The sequence below is a fragment of the Thermogutta hypogea genome, assembly GCF_055386265.1.
The window spans coordinates 4,492,012-4,509,387 of record NZ_AP042425.1 but is presented as its reverse complement, the minus strand read 5'-3'; the positions used below and the strand labels follow the sequence as shown (position 1 = coordinate 4,509,387).

The 17,376-nt window shown below is 62.2% G+C and carries 12 protein-coding genes; 10 read left to right on the top strand and 2 right to left on the bottom strand.

Going from position 1 to position 17,376, the window contains the following annotated elements:
- Positions 1 to 47: 47 nt before the first annotated feature.
- Positions 48 to 1,229 carry an efflux RND transporter periplasmic adaptor subunit gene (locus ACZ5B4_RS16195; RefSeq protein WP_464912269.1) on the top strand — a complete coding sequence of 394 codons (1,182 nt, stop codon included), beginning with the start codon at positions 48 to 50 and terminating at the stop codon, positions 1,227 to 1,229.
- A gap of 184 nt (positions 1,230 to 1,413) precedes the next feature.
- Positions 1,414 to 4,824, top strand: a complete 3,411-nt coding sequence (locus ACZ5B4_RS16190; protein ID WP_464912268.1) for an efflux RND transporter permease subunit — start codon at positions 1,414 to 1,416, stop codon at positions 4,822 to 4,824.
- Positions 4,825 to 4,986: 162 nt separating this feature from the next.
- Here ACZ5B4_RS16190 and ACZ5B4_RS16185 read toward each other — a convergent pair whose 3' ends face one another.
- Complete coding sequence (locus tag ACZ5B4_RS16185; RefSeq protein ID WP_464912267.1) at positions 4,987 to 5,301, bottom strand: hypothetical protein; 315 nt, start codon at positions 5,299 to 5,301, stop codon at positions 4,987 to 4,989.
- A 471-nt stretch (positions 5,302 to 5,772) separates the two neighbouring features.
- On the opposite strand from ACZ5B4_RS16185, the gene ACZ5B4_RS16180 reads away from it, so the two are divergent.
- The 8 genes from ACZ5B4_RS16180 (at position 5,773) to ACZ5B4_RS16145 (ending at position 16,560) form a co-directional block, all read left to right on the top strand.
- Complete coding sequence (locus ACZ5B4_RS16180) at positions 5,773 to 7,698, top strand: ATP-binding protein (RefSeq protein ID WP_464912266.1); 1,926 nt, start codon at positions 5,773 to 5,775, stop codon at positions 7,696 to 7,698.
- A 201-nt stretch (positions 7,699 to 7,899) separates the two neighbouring features.
- Complete coding sequence (locus ACZ5B4_RS16175; RefSeq protein ID WP_464912265.1) at positions 7,900 to 9,144, top strand: C45 family autoproteolytic acyltransferase/hydolase; 1,245 nt, start codon at positions 7,900 to 7,902, stop codon at positions 9,142 to 9,144.
- A gap of 70 nt (positions 9,145 to 9,214) precedes the next feature.
- A complete protein-coding gene (locus ACZ5B4_RS16170) occupies positions 9,215 to 10,120 on the top strand; it encodes a tetratricopeptide repeat protein (protein WP_464912264.1) in 906 nt (301 codons plus the stop codon).
- A 227-nt stretch (positions 10,121 to 10,347) separates the two neighbouring features.
- Positions 10,348 to 11,466, top strand: a complete 1,119-nt coding sequence (locus tag ACZ5B4_RS16165; RefSeq protein WP_464912263.1) for a glycoside hydrolase family 172 protein — start codon at positions 10,348 to 10,350, stop codon at positions 11,464 to 11,466.
- Positions 11,467 to 11,733: 267 nt separating this feature from the next.
- Positions 11,734 to 12,486: a hypothetical protein gene (locus tag ACZ5B4_RS16160; protein WP_464912262.1), complete on the top strand. Its 753-nt coding sequence runs from the start codon at positions 11,734 to 11,736 to the stop codon at positions 12,484 to 12,486.
- The gene (locus ACZ5B4_RS16155; protein ID WP_464912261.1) at positions 12,476 to 14,092 is read left to right on the top strand and encodes a flotillin family protein; all 1,617 of its coding nucleotides are present in this window, start codon (positions 12,476 to 12,478) and stop codon (positions 14,090 to 14,092) included. The genes ACZ5B4_RS16160 and ACZ5B4_RS16155 overlap by 11 nt, the downstream gene beginning before the upstream one ends.
- A 374-nt stretch (positions 14,093 to 14,466) precedes the next feature.
- Positions 14,467 to 15,699, top strand: coding sequence for an LL-diaminopimelate aminotransferase (locus tag ACZ5B4_RS16150; RefSeq protein ID WP_464912260.1), 1,233 nt, complete (start codon positions 14,467 to 14,469; stop codon positions 15,697 to 15,699).
- 42 nt (positions 15,700 to 15,741) lie between these two features.
- A complete protein-coding gene (locus tag ACZ5B4_RS16145) occupies positions 15,742 to 16,560 on the top strand; it encodes a 3'-5' exonuclease (protein WP_464912259.1) in 819 nt (272 codons plus the stop codon).
- 81 nt (positions 16,561 to 16,641) lie between these two features.
- Here ACZ5B4_RS16145 and ACZ5B4_RS16140 read toward each other — a convergent pair whose 3' ends face one another.
- Entirely contained in the window at positions 16,642 to 17,307 is a 666-nt protein-coding gene (locus tag ACZ5B4_RS16140) for a class I SAM-dependent methyltransferase (RefSeq protein WP_464912258.1), read from the bottom strand.
- Between the last annotated feature and the right edge of the window lie 69 nt (positions 17,308 to 17,376).

Here is a 17,376-nt window from a genome sequence, read left to right as displayed (position 1 = left end):
TAACGAGATAATCGTTTAACGTCTTTTCGAGCAATAGGAGCGGCGTCATGAAGATAGCGGGCGTGGTAGTTTTCGTGAAGAAGGTCGTGCCTTTCCTCGTGGGAATCGTCGTCTTGGTGGGCGTGGTGCTTTGGCTGTCCGGCTTCTTCAACGAAACCGTTCCGCCGGGTCGGACCGAACTGTCGGTCGCCAAATTCGATCCCGGTAGCGAGGCCGTTGAGCCGGTGGACATCATTCGCAAGCCGGTAGTGGAGGAGGCCGTGGGCACGGTCCGGGCGGCGGAGCGGACGACGATCTCGAGCCGCATCATGTCCACCATCCGCAAGATCCACGTGCGAGCCGGCAGCGAGGTATCGCCCGGCGACGTTTTGATTGAACTGGATCGGGCGGCCGTGGAGCGCCAGTTGAATCAAGCTCAGGCGTCCTTGGCTGCGGCGGAGGCGGCGCTGAAGCAAGCCCAGGACGACTACGACCGGGCGGTTCGTTTGCGGCAGCAAAACCCCGGCGCTTTGAGCGAGCAGCAGTTCCAAGAATTCAAGACGCGTTTGGAGCAAGCCAAGGCCAACGTGGAGAAGGCACACCAGGCCGTGGCGGAAATCGAGGTCAATTTATCCTATTGCACCATCACGGCCGCGCGGAAGGGCAAGATCGTCGATCGGCTCGCGGAGGAGGGAGACACGGTTTCGCCGGGCGTGCCCCTGCTGACGCTGTACGATCCGAGTTCGCTTCGGCTCGAGGTTCCCATCATGGAAAATCTGGCGACGCAGCTTGCCATCGGCGACCGCGTCCGCGTGTACATCGACGCCTTGGACCGCGAAATCGACGGGACGGTCGACGAAAAGGTCCCGCAGGCCGATTCCGCGAGCCGCACCGTCTTGGTCAAGATCGCTTTGCCGGAGACACCCGGCTTGGTCGAAGGCATGTTCGGACGAGTCAAGCTGGAGGCGGCCGTGCGGGACCACCTGTGCATCCCCGTGGCGGCCATACGCCGCGTCGGGCAACTGGAATTCGTGGAAGTCGTCCGCGAAGACGGGACGAAGGAACGCCGCTTGATTCAAACCGGACGCTTGGGACGGCCGGGCCACACGGAGGTGCTCAGCGGCGTTCGCGGCGGAGAAAAGGTGGCCGTGCCCAAGGGTGCGGTCGGCGCCGCGTGCGATATCATGCCGGCCTCCGGTCCTACTGCTCCGGAGACTTCGTCGGCGGGCACGGCCGAGCCTCAACCGTGATCCATTTCGCGAATCCAAAAGATCACGGCCGCCGGTTGAGGCGGATGGGAAAGCCTGTTTTGCCGCATCAAGTGCTTCCAGCGGGTAAGGGCTTCGCGGGAACGTTTTCGGCCCCCGAGAAAACCCGGGACGAGCGTCGAGCGATCCCCGGGCATGCCGACTTGCAGCAAGGAGAGATCCAGCCGTGACGGATACGACGCAAAAAGTTCCCTTTCTGACGCGAGTCGTGGATGTTTTTCTCCGCGGCGACTCCGCGATCATGCTGACCGTGGTATCGCTCCTTTTGGGGCTTGGCGCACTGGCCATCACGCCGCGCGAGGAAGAACCGCAGATCGTGGTGCCGATGGCCGACGTCTTCGTCTCGGCGCCGGGACTTTCGGCCGAACAGATCGAGCAGCAGATCACCAGCCGTTTGGAGCGGATCGTCTATCAGATCGACGGCGTGGAATACGTGTATTCCATGTCGCGCCCGGGCCAAGCCGTCATCACGGTCCGCTTCTACGTGGGTCAGAACCGCGAGGACTCGCTGGTCAAGCTGCATACCAAGGTTTCGGCCTACATCGACGAGACGCCGGCAGGCGTCGATGCCTGGGTCATCAAGCCCGTCGAGATCGATGACGTGCCCATCGTTACGTTGACGCTATGGTCGCAGCGCGAGGACATCAGCGACTACGAGCTGCGCCGCTTGGCCGAGCAGACCCAAAACGAGTTGAAGGCGGTGCCGCAAACCAACCGTGTGACGGTGGTGGGCGGCCGGCCGCGACAGATTCGGGTCGAAATCGATCCCATTCGATTGGCGGCGCGAAACACGTCCGCCTTGCAGGTGGCGCAGGCGTTGCGGGCGGGAAACGTCAATGTCCCGGCGGGACGATTCGAGCAACAGAACACCGAGTTTGTGGTCGACGCCGGCACTTTCGTCCGCGACGCCCTGGAGCTGGAGAACCTGGTCGTCAACGTAGCGGGCGGGCGTCCCGTCTATTTGAAGGACGTGGCCGACGTCACGGACGGTCCGGCCGAGGCGACCTCGTACACCTGGATCGGCTTCGGTCCGGCGGCTTTGGAAAGCACGGCCCCCCGCGATCATGTCACGGCGGAGCAACTGAAGGCCCGCGAAGCGTCGCCCCCGACGTCCGTGCATCCGGCCGTGACGATCGCCGTGGCCAAGCAAAAGGGTAGCAACGCAGTTTGGGTGGCCCAAGCGATCGAGAAACGGATGGAAGAGCTGGCCGGCCAGATTCTTCCGACCGGCGTCTATTACCGCATCACCCGCGACTACGGCGAAACCGCCGACGAAAAGGTGAACGAGTTGGTCGAGGCCCTGGTCGTGGCCGTTTTGACCGTAATCGGTCTGATCTGGTTGACGATCGGATGGCGGGCGGCGGTGGTCATCGCGTTGGCCGTGCCCATCTGCTACAGCATGACCCTCTTCGTCAATTACATGTTCGGTTACACGATCAATCGCGTCACGCTGTTCGCGCTGATTCTGGCCTTGGGGCTTCTCGTGGATGATCCGATCACCGACGTGGAAAACATCGCCCGGTACTTCTCGATGAAGGTTTTGCCGCCTCGGGAGTCGGTGCTTCGCGCCGTGCAAGAGGTGCGGCCCGCCTTGGTGATGTCCACCTTGGCGATCGTGGCCAGTTTCGCACCCATGGCCTTCATTACCGGGATGATGGGCCCCTATATGGCGCCGATGGCGCTCAACGTGCCGGTCACTCTGTTGGCGTCCTTGCTTGTTTCGCTGGTAATAACTCCCTGGATGGCCATGTACGCCCTGCGAGGAGCAACGCTGTCCTCGCACGATGAGTGCGGATTCGATGTCACCCAACGGCCGGTCTATCGTTTCAGCCGCGCCCTGTTCAGCCCGATCCTCCGCTATCGCGCGGCGGCCTGGGCCGTGGTGGGACTGACGGCCCTGCTCTTCGCGGGATCGCTGCTCTTGCCGGGGTGGCGGGTCGTGCCGCTCAAAATGCTCCCCTACGACAACAAGAACGAATTCCAGGTCGTGATCGACATGCCGGAGGGCACCACGCTGGAAACGACCGACGCCGTGGCGCGGCGGATCGGCGAATACCTGGCGTCGCTCCGCGAGGTCCGCGACTACCAAATCTACACCGGCCTGTCCTCTCCCATGGACTTCAATGGGTTGGTGCGGCACTACTTTCTGCGGCAGGGAAGCAACGTCGCCGACATCCGCGTCAATCTTTTGCACAAGGATCATCGCGCGCAGCAATCGCACGAGTTGATCCTGCGCATTCGCAACGACATCGCGGCCATCGCGCAAGCGACGGGCGCCAACATCAAATTGGTGGAAGTGCCGCCGGGACCGCCCGTCATCTCGACCATCACGGCTGAAGTGTACGGCCCGCCGGACGCGACGTATGACGAACTGATCGCAGCCTCCAAGCAGGTCGAAGCCCGGATGTTGCGGGAACCGGGAGTCGTGGACGTGGACGTCAGCGCGGAGGCCGATCAACCCAAACTGGTCTTCGTCACGGATCAGCCGAAGGCCGCGCTATCCGGGGTGGCGAAACAAGAAATCGCCCAATTGCTGCAATTGGCGTTGTCCGGCTATCCCGCTACCGAGCTGCAAATCCCCTCCGAGGTGAATCCCTTGCAAGTCGTGCTGCGATTGCGGCGATCGGAGCGATCATCGGAGGACGACCTTAGGTCGCTGTACATCCAAGGTCGGACGGGCCGCATGGTTCAGCTCGGCGCGCTCGGCAATTTCACGACCACGCACCCGGACGGAACGCCCATCCACGAGGACAAGACGATCTATCGCAAGAACTTGCGACGGGTGGCCTACGTCTTCGGCGAAGTCGCCGGTCGCCCCCCCGCCGACGCCATCATCGACATGGAGATGGATCGCGTCTCGCCCGCGGAAATCGCCGCAGACCAGGCTGCTGCGCCCGCGAAGATTCGGCCGATCGAGTCGCGAACGTGGTTTCGGCCGGGCGGCGGTGATCGCTGGTCGGTGCCCGACGGATTCCAGGTGGTCTGGAACGGCGAAGGCGAATGGAAGATCACGCTCGACGTCTTTCGCGATCTCGGTATCGCGTTCGGCGCCGCCCTCGTCGTGATCTTCATCCTGCTCATGTTCGAAACCCAGTCCCGCGCCCTGCCCTTGATCATCATGCTGGCCATTCCACTCACGATGATCGGGATCATGCCGGGCTTCCTGTTGTTAAACTGGATCGTCAACCGCCCGATCGACGGGTTCGCCAACCCGGTCTTTTTCACCGCCACGGCGATGATCGGGATGATCGGCCTGGCCGGCATCGTGGTGCGGAACTCCGTGGTGCTGATCGACTTCATCCACCATGGTTTGGCCGACGGATTGGACCTCCGCGAGGCCATTGTGCGGAGCGTGGCCGTGCGATTGCGGCCGATCTTGCTGACCTCCGCGACGACCTTGCTGGGAAACTGGGTGATTACCCTGGACCCGATTTTCTCGGGATTGGCCTGGGCCATCATTTTCGGAATTTTCGCCTCCACGCTCTTCACGCTGGTGGTGATTCCGACCGTCTACTGGTTGCTTTATGCCCGAAGCGGCGGCGCGGTGAAGGTCGCCAAGCAACCCGAGAATACCTGAGCCGGTTCGGGGCGACCGAGGGACGGCCGCGTTCCGAGGCTGCCGGTTCGTGAAGAGCGAAAGTAGCTCGGGCGGCGCATCGCGTGGCGGCGGCGGCTCGATCGGCGGCTGGAGACGGCCGGCAAGCGGCAGGCCTTCGATTGCGTTCCCGCAGACCCGTCGTCAAAAGCCTTGCCACTGCTTCCAGCGACCGTAATAGTCGCTTCGACTGCTCCATTGAGGGACGGAGCGTTCGACTCCGAGGTCGCCCCACCGGAATCGGGGCGCTCCTCGGAAAACGGGATTGGCAGGCGCAGGGAGCACGTACCAAGGCTGCGGCCGAGCGACACCACTGTCGCGCGGCGAAAGCCATGGCCGCGAATAGGAACTCGGCGATAGTGGTTCCGCAGCCTTGACTTCGCCGTGCCAGGACAGCGTCAAAACACCCAGCAGCGTCGCGCCGGTGAGCATCCGTCGCAATTTCGTCTTCAGTCGCACGAGTGGCCGTCCCTCCATTCAGCACCGGCAAGCATGGATTCTCGGCCGGTGACGTGCCGTGCTCATCCGTGCGGCAAGGCATCTGGGAAAACGCGTCTCCCCACCGCTGACCGATACCGGAAACCGGCCTATCGGCGCGATTCAATCGTCAGCCAAAGGAGTTAGCCGCATCGGAATACTATATCGGAATTACCCGCACGACTCTTAAAACCCTCTTTCCTTGCCGAAGCGTTCAAGTCTTCGCGATTCACCTTTTTCTCCTCGGTGTTTATCCGGCAATTTGAGCGAGAATACCCGTTTTTAGAACTTATACTTTCGGAAGATACCGGAATGCTTTGGCAATGAGGGCGGATTACACAAGCCGGCGTGCCGAGGTCTTGCGGACATTTGATTGTGGAAGTTGCGCGGCTCGTGATTTCGGGCCACCTGTGAAACGGAATCGGGAGAGGTAGGTTCAGAGGGGGGAATTCTTTGACCAACGGCTCCGCTTGCTCTGCTAGTAACGAAGAGAATCTGCCCCGGCAATTGTTTGGGCGAAGGTTCATTTGGGCGACGGCCCTGATTTGGACCTGCCTGGTCGCCGCTGCGATGCTGGGGATCGCGCTGGCCGATCCCGGCCTGAACTCCCCGGCGGCGGTCTCCAGTCTGGGGTTGATTTGGCTTGCCGTATTCGCCGCCATTCTGCTGGTCGGACGACGGCTGTGCGAGGGGGCACACTCCGATATTACCCTGTTCGATGCCCTCGACGTCCGCGCCGGCGAGCAGGCCGTCATGTTCGCCGATGCCGCCATGGCGATGGTGGATCGCAACGGGCGCGTGCGCACGATCAACGACCATCTGTGCCGCATTCTGGGCCGCACACCCGGTGAAGTTCTCGGAAGGCCGGCTTGGGAGTTCATCCCGCCCGACGACCACGAATCCTTTCGGGAACAACTCCGACGGCGACGACGAGGCATTTCCGGGGCGTACGAACTCCGTGTCGCGAGGCCCGACGGGGAAATCCGCGTCCTCTTGGCGGCGGTGCACCCCGTGTACGACCGGTTCGGAAAGCAAGTGGGCGGCTTGGGATTGTTGAGCGATATCACGGATAAGAAGCGAGCCGAAGCGGCCGTCTGCGAGCATGCCGCATACTTGGAAAGGGTGAATCGGGAACTGGAAGCGGCCCGCGCGGAAGCTGAACGCGCCCTCGCCGTCCGGGATCAATTCCTCGCCAACGTGACCCATGAACTGCGGACGCCTCTGACGGCCATCTTGGGTTACGCCGAGACCCTGCTCGTCGAGGGAGATGTCTCGAAGGCTCCCCCCGTACGCATCGGCGCCATCCAGACCATTCTTCGCAACGGCCAATACCTCCTGCGGATTGTCAACGATCTTCTGGATATCGCGCGGATCGAAGCCGGTCAATTGGCGGTGGAGACTCAGGCGTTCTCGCCGACTCGCGTCGCCGCCGACGTGCTTTCCCTCTTGCGGGTCAAGTCCGACGCCAAGGGGCTTCCGCTGCTCCTGGAGGCGAGGCCGCCCCTGCCCCGGTTGATTCGCTCCGATCCGTTCCGCGTACGGCAAATCTTGATCAATCTCGTCGGCAACGCCATCAAGTTTACGGAAAGCGGCTCCGTGCGGCTGATCGTCAAGGCCGTGACGGATGACGGCGGCGACTGCCGCCTGGAGTTCGACGTCATCGACACGGGCATCGGCATCCCATCCGACCAGCTCGAGCGCGTTTTCGAGCCTTTTTACCAGGTGGACGGCGGTTCGGCGAGGCGCCACGGCGGCACGGGCTTGGGGCTGGCCATCAGCCGCAACCTGGCACGACGACTGGGAGGCGAAATCAGCGTCGTCAGCGAGGTCGGTTTCGGAAGTAGTTTCCGCCTTACGCTGCCCGTCGGCCATCAAGCGGAATTGGAGTGGGAAACCTCGCCGACGTTCGACTTGGAAGCGGCACCGGCGACGGAGTCGGAAACCGCCGTGGGAACCGAATCGCCCCTCCGGCTCTCCGCCCGAATACTCTTGGCCGAAGATGCCCCCGACACACGGCGGCTGTTCATGCACATTCTTCAGGGCGCGGGAGTCGAGGTCGAAACGGCCGAGAACGGCAAGGAAGCGGTTCGCGCGGCACTGCAAGCACTCCGGGAGTCTCGCCCCTTCGATTGCATCTTGATGGACATGCAAATGCCGGAAATGGACGGCTATCAGGCGGTTCACGTCCTTCGTGAGTCCGGTTATAACAGCCCCATCATCGCCTTGACGGCGAACGTCGAAGCGGGAGACCGCAGCCGCTGCCTGCAAGCGGGATGCGACGGTTTCGCCTCCAAACCGCTGTCCAAGGACGCGCTGATTCGGCTCGTGTCCAAGTATGCCTCCGACCGCCGCGGCCTGCGATGCGTGACGGTCTCTTGATCCTGCGTTCGCCTCGCGGCAGCGCTTCCGCCGCCGCATTCGGGAACTCGTGATCGGCCGGCCTCCCCTTGCCCGGCCCGCCCTCCGGCCACGTCCCATCCCGCTCGCTTGAAAACGTCCGCTCCGATCCCTAACATCACATTGGGGAGGCGGAAGCCTCTACTCTTCTCGGTGATCCATGCTCTCTCTTTGGTGAATGACATGACAGGCATCTTTCCGGGGCGCAGACGAATCGTTTCTTTCAGCTTGATCGCACTTTGTTTAGCCACCCTCCCGATTCTGTTGCCGCTCGCGTCACCGCAGCGGGTCCGCGCGGACGATGGAGTCTTCGGCCCGCCGCGGACCTACGGCAAAGGCGAGTTGCGCTACATCGAGGGCGTGCCGATCTTCATTCTGCGGGGATCGGCCGACGAACGGGGACGGCAAGAGGCCGCCTTTGCCTTGAACAGTGCCGAGGGCATGCTCCGCGCGCCGCGGAAGCTGCTGGAGTTGATGCACTATCCCGGAGGTTGGGATGCCTTCTTGAAAAAAAGCCGACCCTATTTGGCCAGAATCCCCGCACATCAACGCCGCGAAATCGAGGGCATGGTGTCGATGGCGGACGGCCGGGTGGTGTTCGAAGACATTGCGGCCGCCAACGTGATTCCCGATCTCTACCGCTCCTTCGCTTGCTCATCCCTGGTAGTTTTACCCGACAAGAGCGACGACGGCATCCTGCGATTCGGCCGGAATTTGGACTTCTTTTCGGTGGGCGTCCTCGATCGCCTCAGCGTGGTCAAGGTTTATCTGCCCGAGGAAGGAAAACTGCGATTCGCCTCGATCGGCTTCCCGGGCATGGTGGGGTGTCTCAGCGGCATCAACGAGGCGGGACTGGCGTTGGCGGTGCACGAAGTGCATCTGTCCTCCGACGGTTCCCCCTTCGTCGCGCACGAGGCCGTCCCTTACACCATGCTGCTGCGGGAAGTCTTGGAGACCTGCCGAAACGTGGATGAAGCCGCCGAGCTGTTGCGGGCATCGGCGCGGAGCACCCGGTTGAGTATCGTGACGGCGGATCCTCGGCAGGCGCAGGTGGTGGAGTTTACGCCCACAAATCTTGCCGTCCGCCAAGCTGAGGACGGTATTTTGGCCTGTACCAACCACTTCCGCATGCCGGAGTTGCGAAGTTTGACGTGGTGCTCGCGCTATCCCCGCCTCCGCGAGGCGGCGGAACTACCAACCGTCTCACGCTCGGATGTCATGCGCAAACTGGACGAAGTCAACATGCGATTCTTGACCGTGCAGTCGATGGTTTTCGAACCGCAGAATCGGCAATTGTATTTGGCCCTGGGAAGCCCGCCCGTGACAGCCGGTCCGTACCGGCCTATTGATTTGCGGCCATGGTTGGCGCATTCCGAGAGAGGAAGCGTCGCGGATACGCCCGACTTGCAGCCGGTAGTGAGTCGCTGAGCGGCCCACAGCGGCCCGGACGCGGAAACCTTGGGTGGACGGAGCCCCCCACAGGCATGGGAGATCGCCCATGGAGTGGTCCGATGCCGAAAACTGCATCCTTCAGGCCATTGCCGCGTTGGACGAGAACCAACCCATTCGCGCGTTGAGCCTGGCCGAGCAAGTGGTCACGGGATATCCCGACCTGCTGATCGGTCGGTTGTTGCGCGCGGACGCCTTGCTGAGGTTGGACCGCGGTAAAGAGGCCCTGGAAGAGGCGGAATACGCAGTCGGTCTGGCCCCCCGCGATCTCCACGCACAACTCCTGCTGGCGCAGGCGGCGGAGGCGGCGGGGCGATTGGGCCGGGCACAACAGGCCTGGGAGGCTGCCGTCGATCTGAGCCGCGAAAACCCCGAGATCGTACGCGAATACGCCCGATTTATGACCACCCATCGCGGTCCCAGACCCGCTTTGGAGGTCGCTCGCCACGCCGTCGAACTGCTCCCTCGCGATGCCGCGGCCTGGACCATCCTGGGTCAGGCCCAGCTACGCATGAAGCAATGGTCCGATGCCGAACGATCGCTCCAGCATGCCCTGCAAATCGATCCCAACGACGTGCAGGCCCAAGCCGCCATGGCGGTGTTCCTGCATCTTCGCGGCCGGGAAGACTCGGCCCTGGCCTTGACCCGCCTGCTGGAGGGTCGCAAAGAGGCGGAACAGGTCGTCGAGACCATTCGACGCGATGCCAAGAAGCGGCAATTGAACCGCATCCTGGTCGAGCGGGGAATCGACCGCCTCGCCCCCGGCGACAAGCCGTTGGTCTCTCGCGATATGGTGATCCTTCTCGTTCTAATCTTTCTCACTTGTCTCATCGTCCCCTGGCTGCTTTTGGCGATTTGGGGAATCGAACCGGACCGGACCCTGCTGTTTCTCACCGTGCTCATGGCGGCTATCTTCGCCCTGGTCTTTAGCCGCCAATGGTTCTTTCGACGATAGCCGCACTGCGTCCCGGACGAACCCGCTCGGCTTCTCTCCGCCTGCCTGGCGATCATCGCGTTGCTTGCAATTCGACTGCTCGACCGCCACAATTTGATTCTGAACAACGGCCGGTGCTCTTGCTCTCAATGGGAGTTTCCGAACGAACGACCTGCGATTCGGCGCCGGCCGCCGTTCAACGTGCAAAGCGGGGGTTTTTGTCGGTCCTAGAGCATGGAGAAGACATCATGAAGCAACGTATGTCCAGAAACCGAGTTTTGAACAGCCTCACCTTACTGGGCATTGGTTTGGTCCTCGGCTGGGCGACGGTGGCGGCGGGACAGCAACCGGATGTGATCCATCAACCCTATCTGCTCGACACCGGGTTGGTTTCGCGGTCGATTTCGTTCGAGAACCCCACAGGCGAGCCGGGAAAGGGCGGCCAGGCGGCAAGCCATCTGGGAGTCGGGCGCAAAGGGGCGCCTGCTCGTAACATCAAGCCCGGCGAAACTCTCCAACTTTGCGACATCGAAGGGCCGGGGACAATACGCCACATCTGGCTGACCACGGATCGCGCGCCCGAGAATCTTCGCAGCCTTGTCCTCCGCGCCTACTGGGATGGCCAAGAACACCCCGGCATCGAGTGTCCGTTGGGCGACTTCTTCGGGTTCGCCCACGGCAAGGTCATGCCCTACTTCTCGTCGGTCCACTCCGTGGGGCCGACCGGCGGCATGAACATTTGGCTGCCCATGCCGTTCACGAAACGGGCGCGCATCACCTTGACCAACGAAACTCAAGGCGAACGAGCACCGCCCATCTTTTACCAGATTGACTACACATTGGGAGACCAACACCCCGAAGACGTCGGGCGATTGCACGTGCTGTTCCGCCGCGAAAATCCCACAACGCTCAAGCAGGACTTCGAACTCTTGCCCAAACGCATGAACAAGGGACGCTACGTAGGGGCCGTGATCGGCATTCGCAACTTGCACCCCGGGCAATGGTGGGGGGAAGGTGAGATCAAGGTCTATATGGACGGCGACACCGATTTCCCGACCATCTGCGGTACGGGCAGCGAAGACTATGTGGGCTTGGCTTGGGGCATCCAGCAAGTGCCGTTCTTTTACCAGGGCTGTTCCCTGGATCAGAAAGATTTCGTTTCCATGTACCGCTGGCATCTCCCCGACCCCATTGCATGGCAAAAGGAGTGCCGTATCACCATTCAGCAAATCGCCTGGAAGAACGGCTTGCAAGAGACGCAAGACGACTGGTGCTGCGCCACGTTCTGGTATGAGCCGACTCCCAGCGCGCCCTTGCCGCCCTTCCCCAGTCTGGAAGAACGGATCCGCGACATTTGGACAGACTAGCAATTGGTGCTTCCCGTAGCGCCTGCACCGCGCGGGGCGGGCGTGCGGCACCAAATCGAGCCTAGGGCACGTGGGAACCGGTACGCTTTCCACGTGCATTGGACGAGAATGTGCTCGAAACAAGAGCCGAATCCCGCGGCCCGTTCGATAAGATGAACGGGTGCCCGGCGAATATCTTATCAACCGAGCCTGAGGATTCGGGCCGCAAATCGATGTCTGTTCTTCTGTCCCACGGCAGCAGTTTGCCTCTGCCAAGGGGGGTGGGTCATGTCGCTCATTTTCGCGATCAGCGCCGCCATTGGCGGAACGGTCTTGGTCTGCCAACTGATTCTCACTCTCATCGGAATGGGAACCGACTTTGCCGATATGGACGGCACCGACGGCGGTGGTGATATCGGCGGTGACATCCACGGCGACTTTTCCGGAGACGCAACCGGCACGGACTTTCACGCCGATGCCGCCGGAGGCATGGATGCCTATACACCCGACTCGATGCATGGCGCCGATGTCTCGGAGATGGCCCATGCGGGTCACGGGGCCGGGCACGCGGATCACGGCGTCGGGCCTCACGCTTCCACGGTGGGCGTGTTCAAGGTCGTTTCATTTCGCACGCTCGTTGCCGCGCTCACGTTCTTCGGGTTATCCGGTTTGGCGGCTCAGGCGGCCGACTATCCTCCCGTCCATGCCCTCTTGATCGCTACGGCGTGCGGGTTGGGAGCCATGTATGGAGTGTATTGGCTTATGCGGGCCATTTCCTCTTTACGGAGCGAAGGAACCGTCCATATCGGCCAGGCCGTCGGTCGGCGAGCTATGGTTTACTTGAAGATACCGGCCCGGCAGTCCGGCTGCGGCAAGATTCACATCAACTTGCAGAATCGGACCATGGAATACTTGGCGATGTCCGCCGAGGATGCCATTCCCGCCGGCACCCAGGTGGTCGTATTGAAAATCCTTGGTCCCGACACCGTGCTGGCCGCGCCCCTCGCGGCGCAGGCTCAGGAGGCGAACCATGTCCAGTGATTTGCTGTCGGCCCAGAGCGGCGATTTCATCGGCAGCTCCACGTTTTGGATCTTGCTGATGGTGGTGTTCGTCGTGATCTTTCTATTCCTGGGCATGGTGGCCTTGCTGAAGCAATTCAAGCGGTGCCCCAGCAATCGGGTGCTGGTGATCTACGGAAAGTCTGGCCGGGGACAGGCCGCCACGTGCGTGCACGGCGGCGCCCGATTCGTGATTCCCTTGCTGCAAGACTATGCCTGGCTGAGCCTGGAGCCGATGCAGATCGAAATCCCCCTCCGCGGGGCGCTTTCGATGGAGAACATTCGGGTCAACGTGCCCAGCGTGTTCACGGTGGCGATCGGGACCTCGCCCGAGTTGATGCAGAACGCCGCTATCCGACTCCTGGGGTTGAGCAATCAAGAGATCAAGAAGCAAGCGGAGGATATCATCTTCGGGCAATTGCGGCAGGTCATCGCCTCGATGAATATCGAGGAGATCAACCGCGACCGCGAGGCATTCCTGGCGAACATCCAGAACTCGCTGGAGCCGGAGCTGAAAAAGATCGGCCTGGTGCTGATCAACGTGAACATCACCGACATCACGGACGAATCGGGCTACATCGAGGCGATCGGGCAGAAGGCGGCCTCGCAGGCGATCCAAAAGGCCCGCGGCGACGTGGCCGAAAACGAGAAAATGGGTGAAATCCGCGTCGCCGAAGCCGAACGCGAAAAGGCGATCAGCGTTGCCGAAGCGATGAAATACCGAGAGATCGGCACGCGCCAGGCCGAGCGCGATCGCGCCGTCCGCGTCGCCGAGCTGGGAAAAGAGCAACAGGTCGGGGAACAAACGGCCGCCTTCGAAAAAGACTCCTTGGTGAAGGAGGCCGAACAGCAGATGCGCGTCCGTTTGGCCGACGCGGAAGCCAAGGCCATCGAGGGAGAAAACGTGGCGAAGGCCACGGTGGCGGCTTCGCAAGCGGCTCTACAGGTAAAGCAAGCGGAAGCCTATCAACTCGGCGAGACGCGCAAACGGGAGGCGGAAGCGGCGGTCTTGGAGGCCCAGCATCGCGCCTTGGCGCGCGCCGCCTTGGCCGAAGCCGAGCGCGTGGAAGCGAAGCGCCGGGCCGAGGTCGAGGCCCCCGCCAAAGCCGAAAAAGCCCGCATCATCGTCGAAGCCGAGGCCGAGGCTGAAAAACGCCGCATCGAGGCCGAAGGTGAAGCCAAGGCGGTCTTTTCCCGGTTGGAGGCGGAGGCCCGCGGGCAGTACGAAATCTTGGCCAAGAAAGCCGAGGGTCTGCGGCAAATCATCGAGGCTTGCGGCGGCGCCGACCAGGCCTTCCAAATGCTGTTGCTGGAGCATTTCGACGCCTTGGTGAACGCCTCGGCTCAAGCGATCTCGAACATCAAGTTCGACAAGATCGTGGTCTGGGACGGCGGGCAAGCCGCGGACGGCACCTCCGCCACGACCCGCTGGGTACACGATCTGGCCAGGGTCCTCCCGCCCATGATGCAAGTCATGAAGGATGTGGCCGGGGTGGAGATTCCCGAAACCTTGGCCGCCGTGGGCGAAGCCGCTGCCAAGGCGGTCCACGTCCCGCCGCCTGCCGGCTCGGCCAAATCCGAGGGGTAATCGCGCGAACCCCTCCGCAGCCTACCACGGCCGAGCGCGGCATGCGCGGTCGCCTCCGCGGGCGGCCGGCGCTCGCGTGCCACCATTAAGCCAAGTGACCGCACCCCGGGGCCGCGGAAGCAACAGCCGTCACGCGTCTCCTTTCCTTGTGATGCCTGCGGAAAATGTTAAACTGAATTGGTTCGGCCGGGGGGGGCGGGGCCGAGTGAAGCCGATCGCGGGACGTGCCCTGCTCTTGTGTCTTGTTTCCAACTTCCACCGGGCGTGGGCCCCAGGGGACCGATCTCGTCACGCGGTGTTCCGGTTGACGGAGCCTCCCGATCCGGCCGCATGCCGGTCGGCGAAGGAAAGCAGCTAACAATCCACGGCTTGCCATGAGCGATCCTTACTTTCAAGACTTGTTCGCCGAGCGCATCGGCGGCGCCGGGTACGGCAAGGGAACGGACATTTACAAGTTCGAGAAGATCAAGCGAGCCAAACGCAAAGTCTTGGCGGAACATCCCGAACGCCGCTTGATCGACTTCGGCATCGGCGAAAACGACGAGCCGGCGGACGAGTCGGTCCGCCGCGTGATGGCTGAGGAGATCCACAAGCCGGAAAACCGCGGCTATGCCGACAATGGCATCCCCGCCTTCCGCGAGGCGGTCGCTCGATTCATGAAACGGGAGTTCGACGTCGAACTCGACCCGCAGACGGAAATCAATCACTGCATCGGTTCCAAGACGGCCTTGGCGATGCTCCCCGCGGCCTTCATCAATCCGGGCGACGTTACGCTGATGACCGTGCCCGGCTATCCCGTGGCGGGTACGCACACCCGTTACTACGGCGGGCAGGTGTACAAGCTTCCGCTTCTGCCGGAGAACGGGTTCTTTCCCGATTTGGACTCCATTCCCGGCGACGTGTTGCGCCGCGCCAAGATGCTGGTGATCAATTATCCCAACAGCCCCACGGGCAGGACGGCCACGCCGGATTTCTTCCGCCGAGTGGTGGATTTCGCTCGCGACAACCGGTTGGTGGTGGTGCAAGACGCCGCCCACGGGATGCTCACTTACGAGGCTCCCCCGCTGAGTTTCCTCCAGACGCCGGGTGCGCGGGAGGTAGGGGTCGAGGTGCATTCGCTGTCCAAGGGCTGGCACATGATCGGCTGGCGTTTGGGTTGGGTTTGCGGCCACCGCAAGATCGTGCAAGCCTTCGCCGACATCAAGGATAACAGCGATTCGGGGCAATTCATCGCCATCCAAAAGGCGGGGATCGCCGCCCTCGACAACCCCGATATCCCACGGCGCGTTCGTGCCAAGTATCATCGCCGGCTGGCCAAGTTGGTGACCGTGCTTCGCAAATGCGGCTTCCGCTGCGAAATGCCGGGCGGAACGTATTTCCTTTACACTCCGGCACCCTTGGTCGTCGCCGGCAAGCGATTCGCCAATGCCGAAGAGGTCTCTCAATTCCTGATCACCGAACATTCCATCGTCACCGTGCCGTGGGACGATGCAGGGGCCTATCTGCGGTTTTCCGTAACCTATCAGGCCGAAAACGAGGCCGACGAAGACGCCTTGATGGCCGAGACCGAACGGCGCTTGGCGGCGCTTCGCCCCCAATTCGATTGAGGGCGGGCGAACGCGGCTTTCCACCGGCAAAAGGCACGCGACATGATCGAAGACGTTCGCTATTTCGTGTTCGACGTGGAGAGTGTGGCCGACCCGAAACTGGTGGCGAAGCTCCGGTATCCGACCGAAGACATCTCGCCCGAGCAGGCCGTGGCACGCTACCGCAGCGAGCTGATCGAAAAATACGACAGCGACTTCATTCCCTACACGTTCCAAGTCCCGGTGTCGGTTGCCATCGCCAAGGTGGCCGCCGATTTTCGGCTACTCGATCTGGTCGTGCTGGATGAACCTCAATTTCGCCCCCACGTAATCACGGAGCACTTTTGGCGGGGTTGGGAGAAGTACGGACAGCCGACGTTGGTCACATTCAACGGCCGGGCGTTCGACATCCCGCTTCTTGAGCTTGCCGCCTTTCGCTTCGGGGTGAGCGTGCCGGGTTGGTTCCGCAGCAGCGCCGCGCGCGGAGGCGGGCAGCCGCGCAACCGATACAACACCCAGTCGCACCTGGATCTGTGCGAGCTGCTGACCAATTTCGGCTCCACCCGCTTTGTCGGCGGCTTGAATTTGGCGGCAAATCTGCTCGGCAAACCGGGGAAAATGGAAGTCGCCGGCTACATGGTCCAGGACCTATTCGATGCCGGACAGCTCGAACAAATCAACGCCTACTGCCGGTGCGACGTTCTGGATACCTACTTCATCTTTCTCCGCACGCGGGTTCTCGTGGGCGAGTTGACCCTGGAAAACGAACGCGAGATCGTCGCCCGAACTCGCGAGTGGATCGAGGAGCGGTCCCAACGCGACTCCGCCTGCCGCCTCTATCTCGAGCATTGGGGAGACTGGCCCAATCCTTGGCAAGCCTAGCCGAATGACGCCGAACCGGACTTCGTCGGACGACGACGCGGCGTAGGGCGGGCCGTCTTCCGGCCGATACCCGCCGGGTAATCACACCGCCGGTTTTCGGCAGATCCATGTCCAGTGTCGATCGCTGGTTGCTTGGACGCAGTCTTGGTTCAAACCAAAGGAAGAAACGATCTCGCGGACTTCTTCCACGGTCAGCGCGGCATGCAAGGAATCGGCGAACATCTTCTTCTGATGAGGCGTGGCGTTCCCGGCATAGCGTTCCACCAAAACATGCCAGGTCGCGGCGTCGGGCGGCCGAAAGAGGTCACGGAAGAACACGATGCCGCCCGGCCGAAGGACGCGCCATGCTTCCCGAAACAGGCACGCCGGTTCCGCCAAATGATGAACGATGCTGTTCGAAATCACTTGCGGAAAAGCTTCGTCGGGAAAGGGCAGCCGCTTGCCGTCCGCTCGAACCGGTACGATACAACCGCCGGGCCCCTTGCGCGCGATGTTCCGCCGAGCAACGCGGAGCATTTCGCCCGCGGAATCCACGGCCACGACGCGAACGTCGGGCAAGTGCGCGCATAACACGAGCGGAATGAGAGCGGTTCCGGTGCCCAAATCAAGCGTCCAATCCGCCGATGCCCCCGCCGCCATGAAGTCCCGCACGAAGCGATCGTTCACCTCGCCGTGATCCATGGCGTCGTATTCCTCCGCCTCCAACACGCCGTCCATGGCCTCCGTTTCCAAAATGCGTTGCAACATGGGACGGTCCTTGCGGATCACCGTGCGTCACCGAGCTGCGACCGAGCGGGCGAGTGGAATGGGGAACTC

Excerpts from the sequence above, each read along its gene's own strand:
- ACZ5B4_RS16175 (WP_464912265.1), top strand. The coding sequence starts at position 7,900 with ATGACAGGCATCTTTCCGGGGCGCAGACGAATCGTTTCTTTCAGCTTG.
- ACZ5B4_RS16140 (WP_464912258.1), bottom strand. The coding sequence starts at position 17,307 with ATGTTGCAACGCATTTTGGAAACGGAGGCCATGGACGGCGTGTTGGAG.
- ACZ5B4_RS16165 (WP_464912263.1), top strand. The coding sequence starts at position 10,348 with ATGAAGCAACGTATGTCCAGAAACCGAGTTTTGAACAGCCTCACCTTA.
- ACZ5B4_RS16145 (WP_464912259.1), top strand. The coding sequence starts at position 15,742 with ATGATCGAAGACGTTCGCTATTTCGTGTTCGACGTGGAGAGTGTGGCC.
- ACZ5B4_RS16150 (WP_464912260.1), top strand. The coding sequence starts at position 14,467 with ATGAGCGATCCTTACTTTCAAGACTTGTTCGCCGAGCGCATCGGCGGC.
- ACZ5B4_RS16155 (WP_464912261.1), top strand. The coding sequence starts at position 12,476 with ATGTCCAGTGATTTGCTGTCGGCCCAGAGCGGCGATTTCATCGGCAGC.
- ACZ5B4_RS16160 (WP_464912262.1), top strand. The coding sequence starts at position 11,734 with ATGTCGCTCATTTTCGCGATCAGCGCCGCCATTGGCGGAACGGTCTTG.
- ACZ5B4_RS16170 (WP_464912264.1), top strand. The coding sequence starts at position 9,215 with ATGGAGTGGTCCGATGCCGAAAACTGCATCCTTCAGGCCATTGCCGCG.
- ACZ5B4_RS16195 (WP_464912269.1), top strand. The coding sequence starts at position 48 with ATGAAGATAGCGGGCGTGGTAGTTTTCGTGAAGAAGGTCGTGCCTTTC.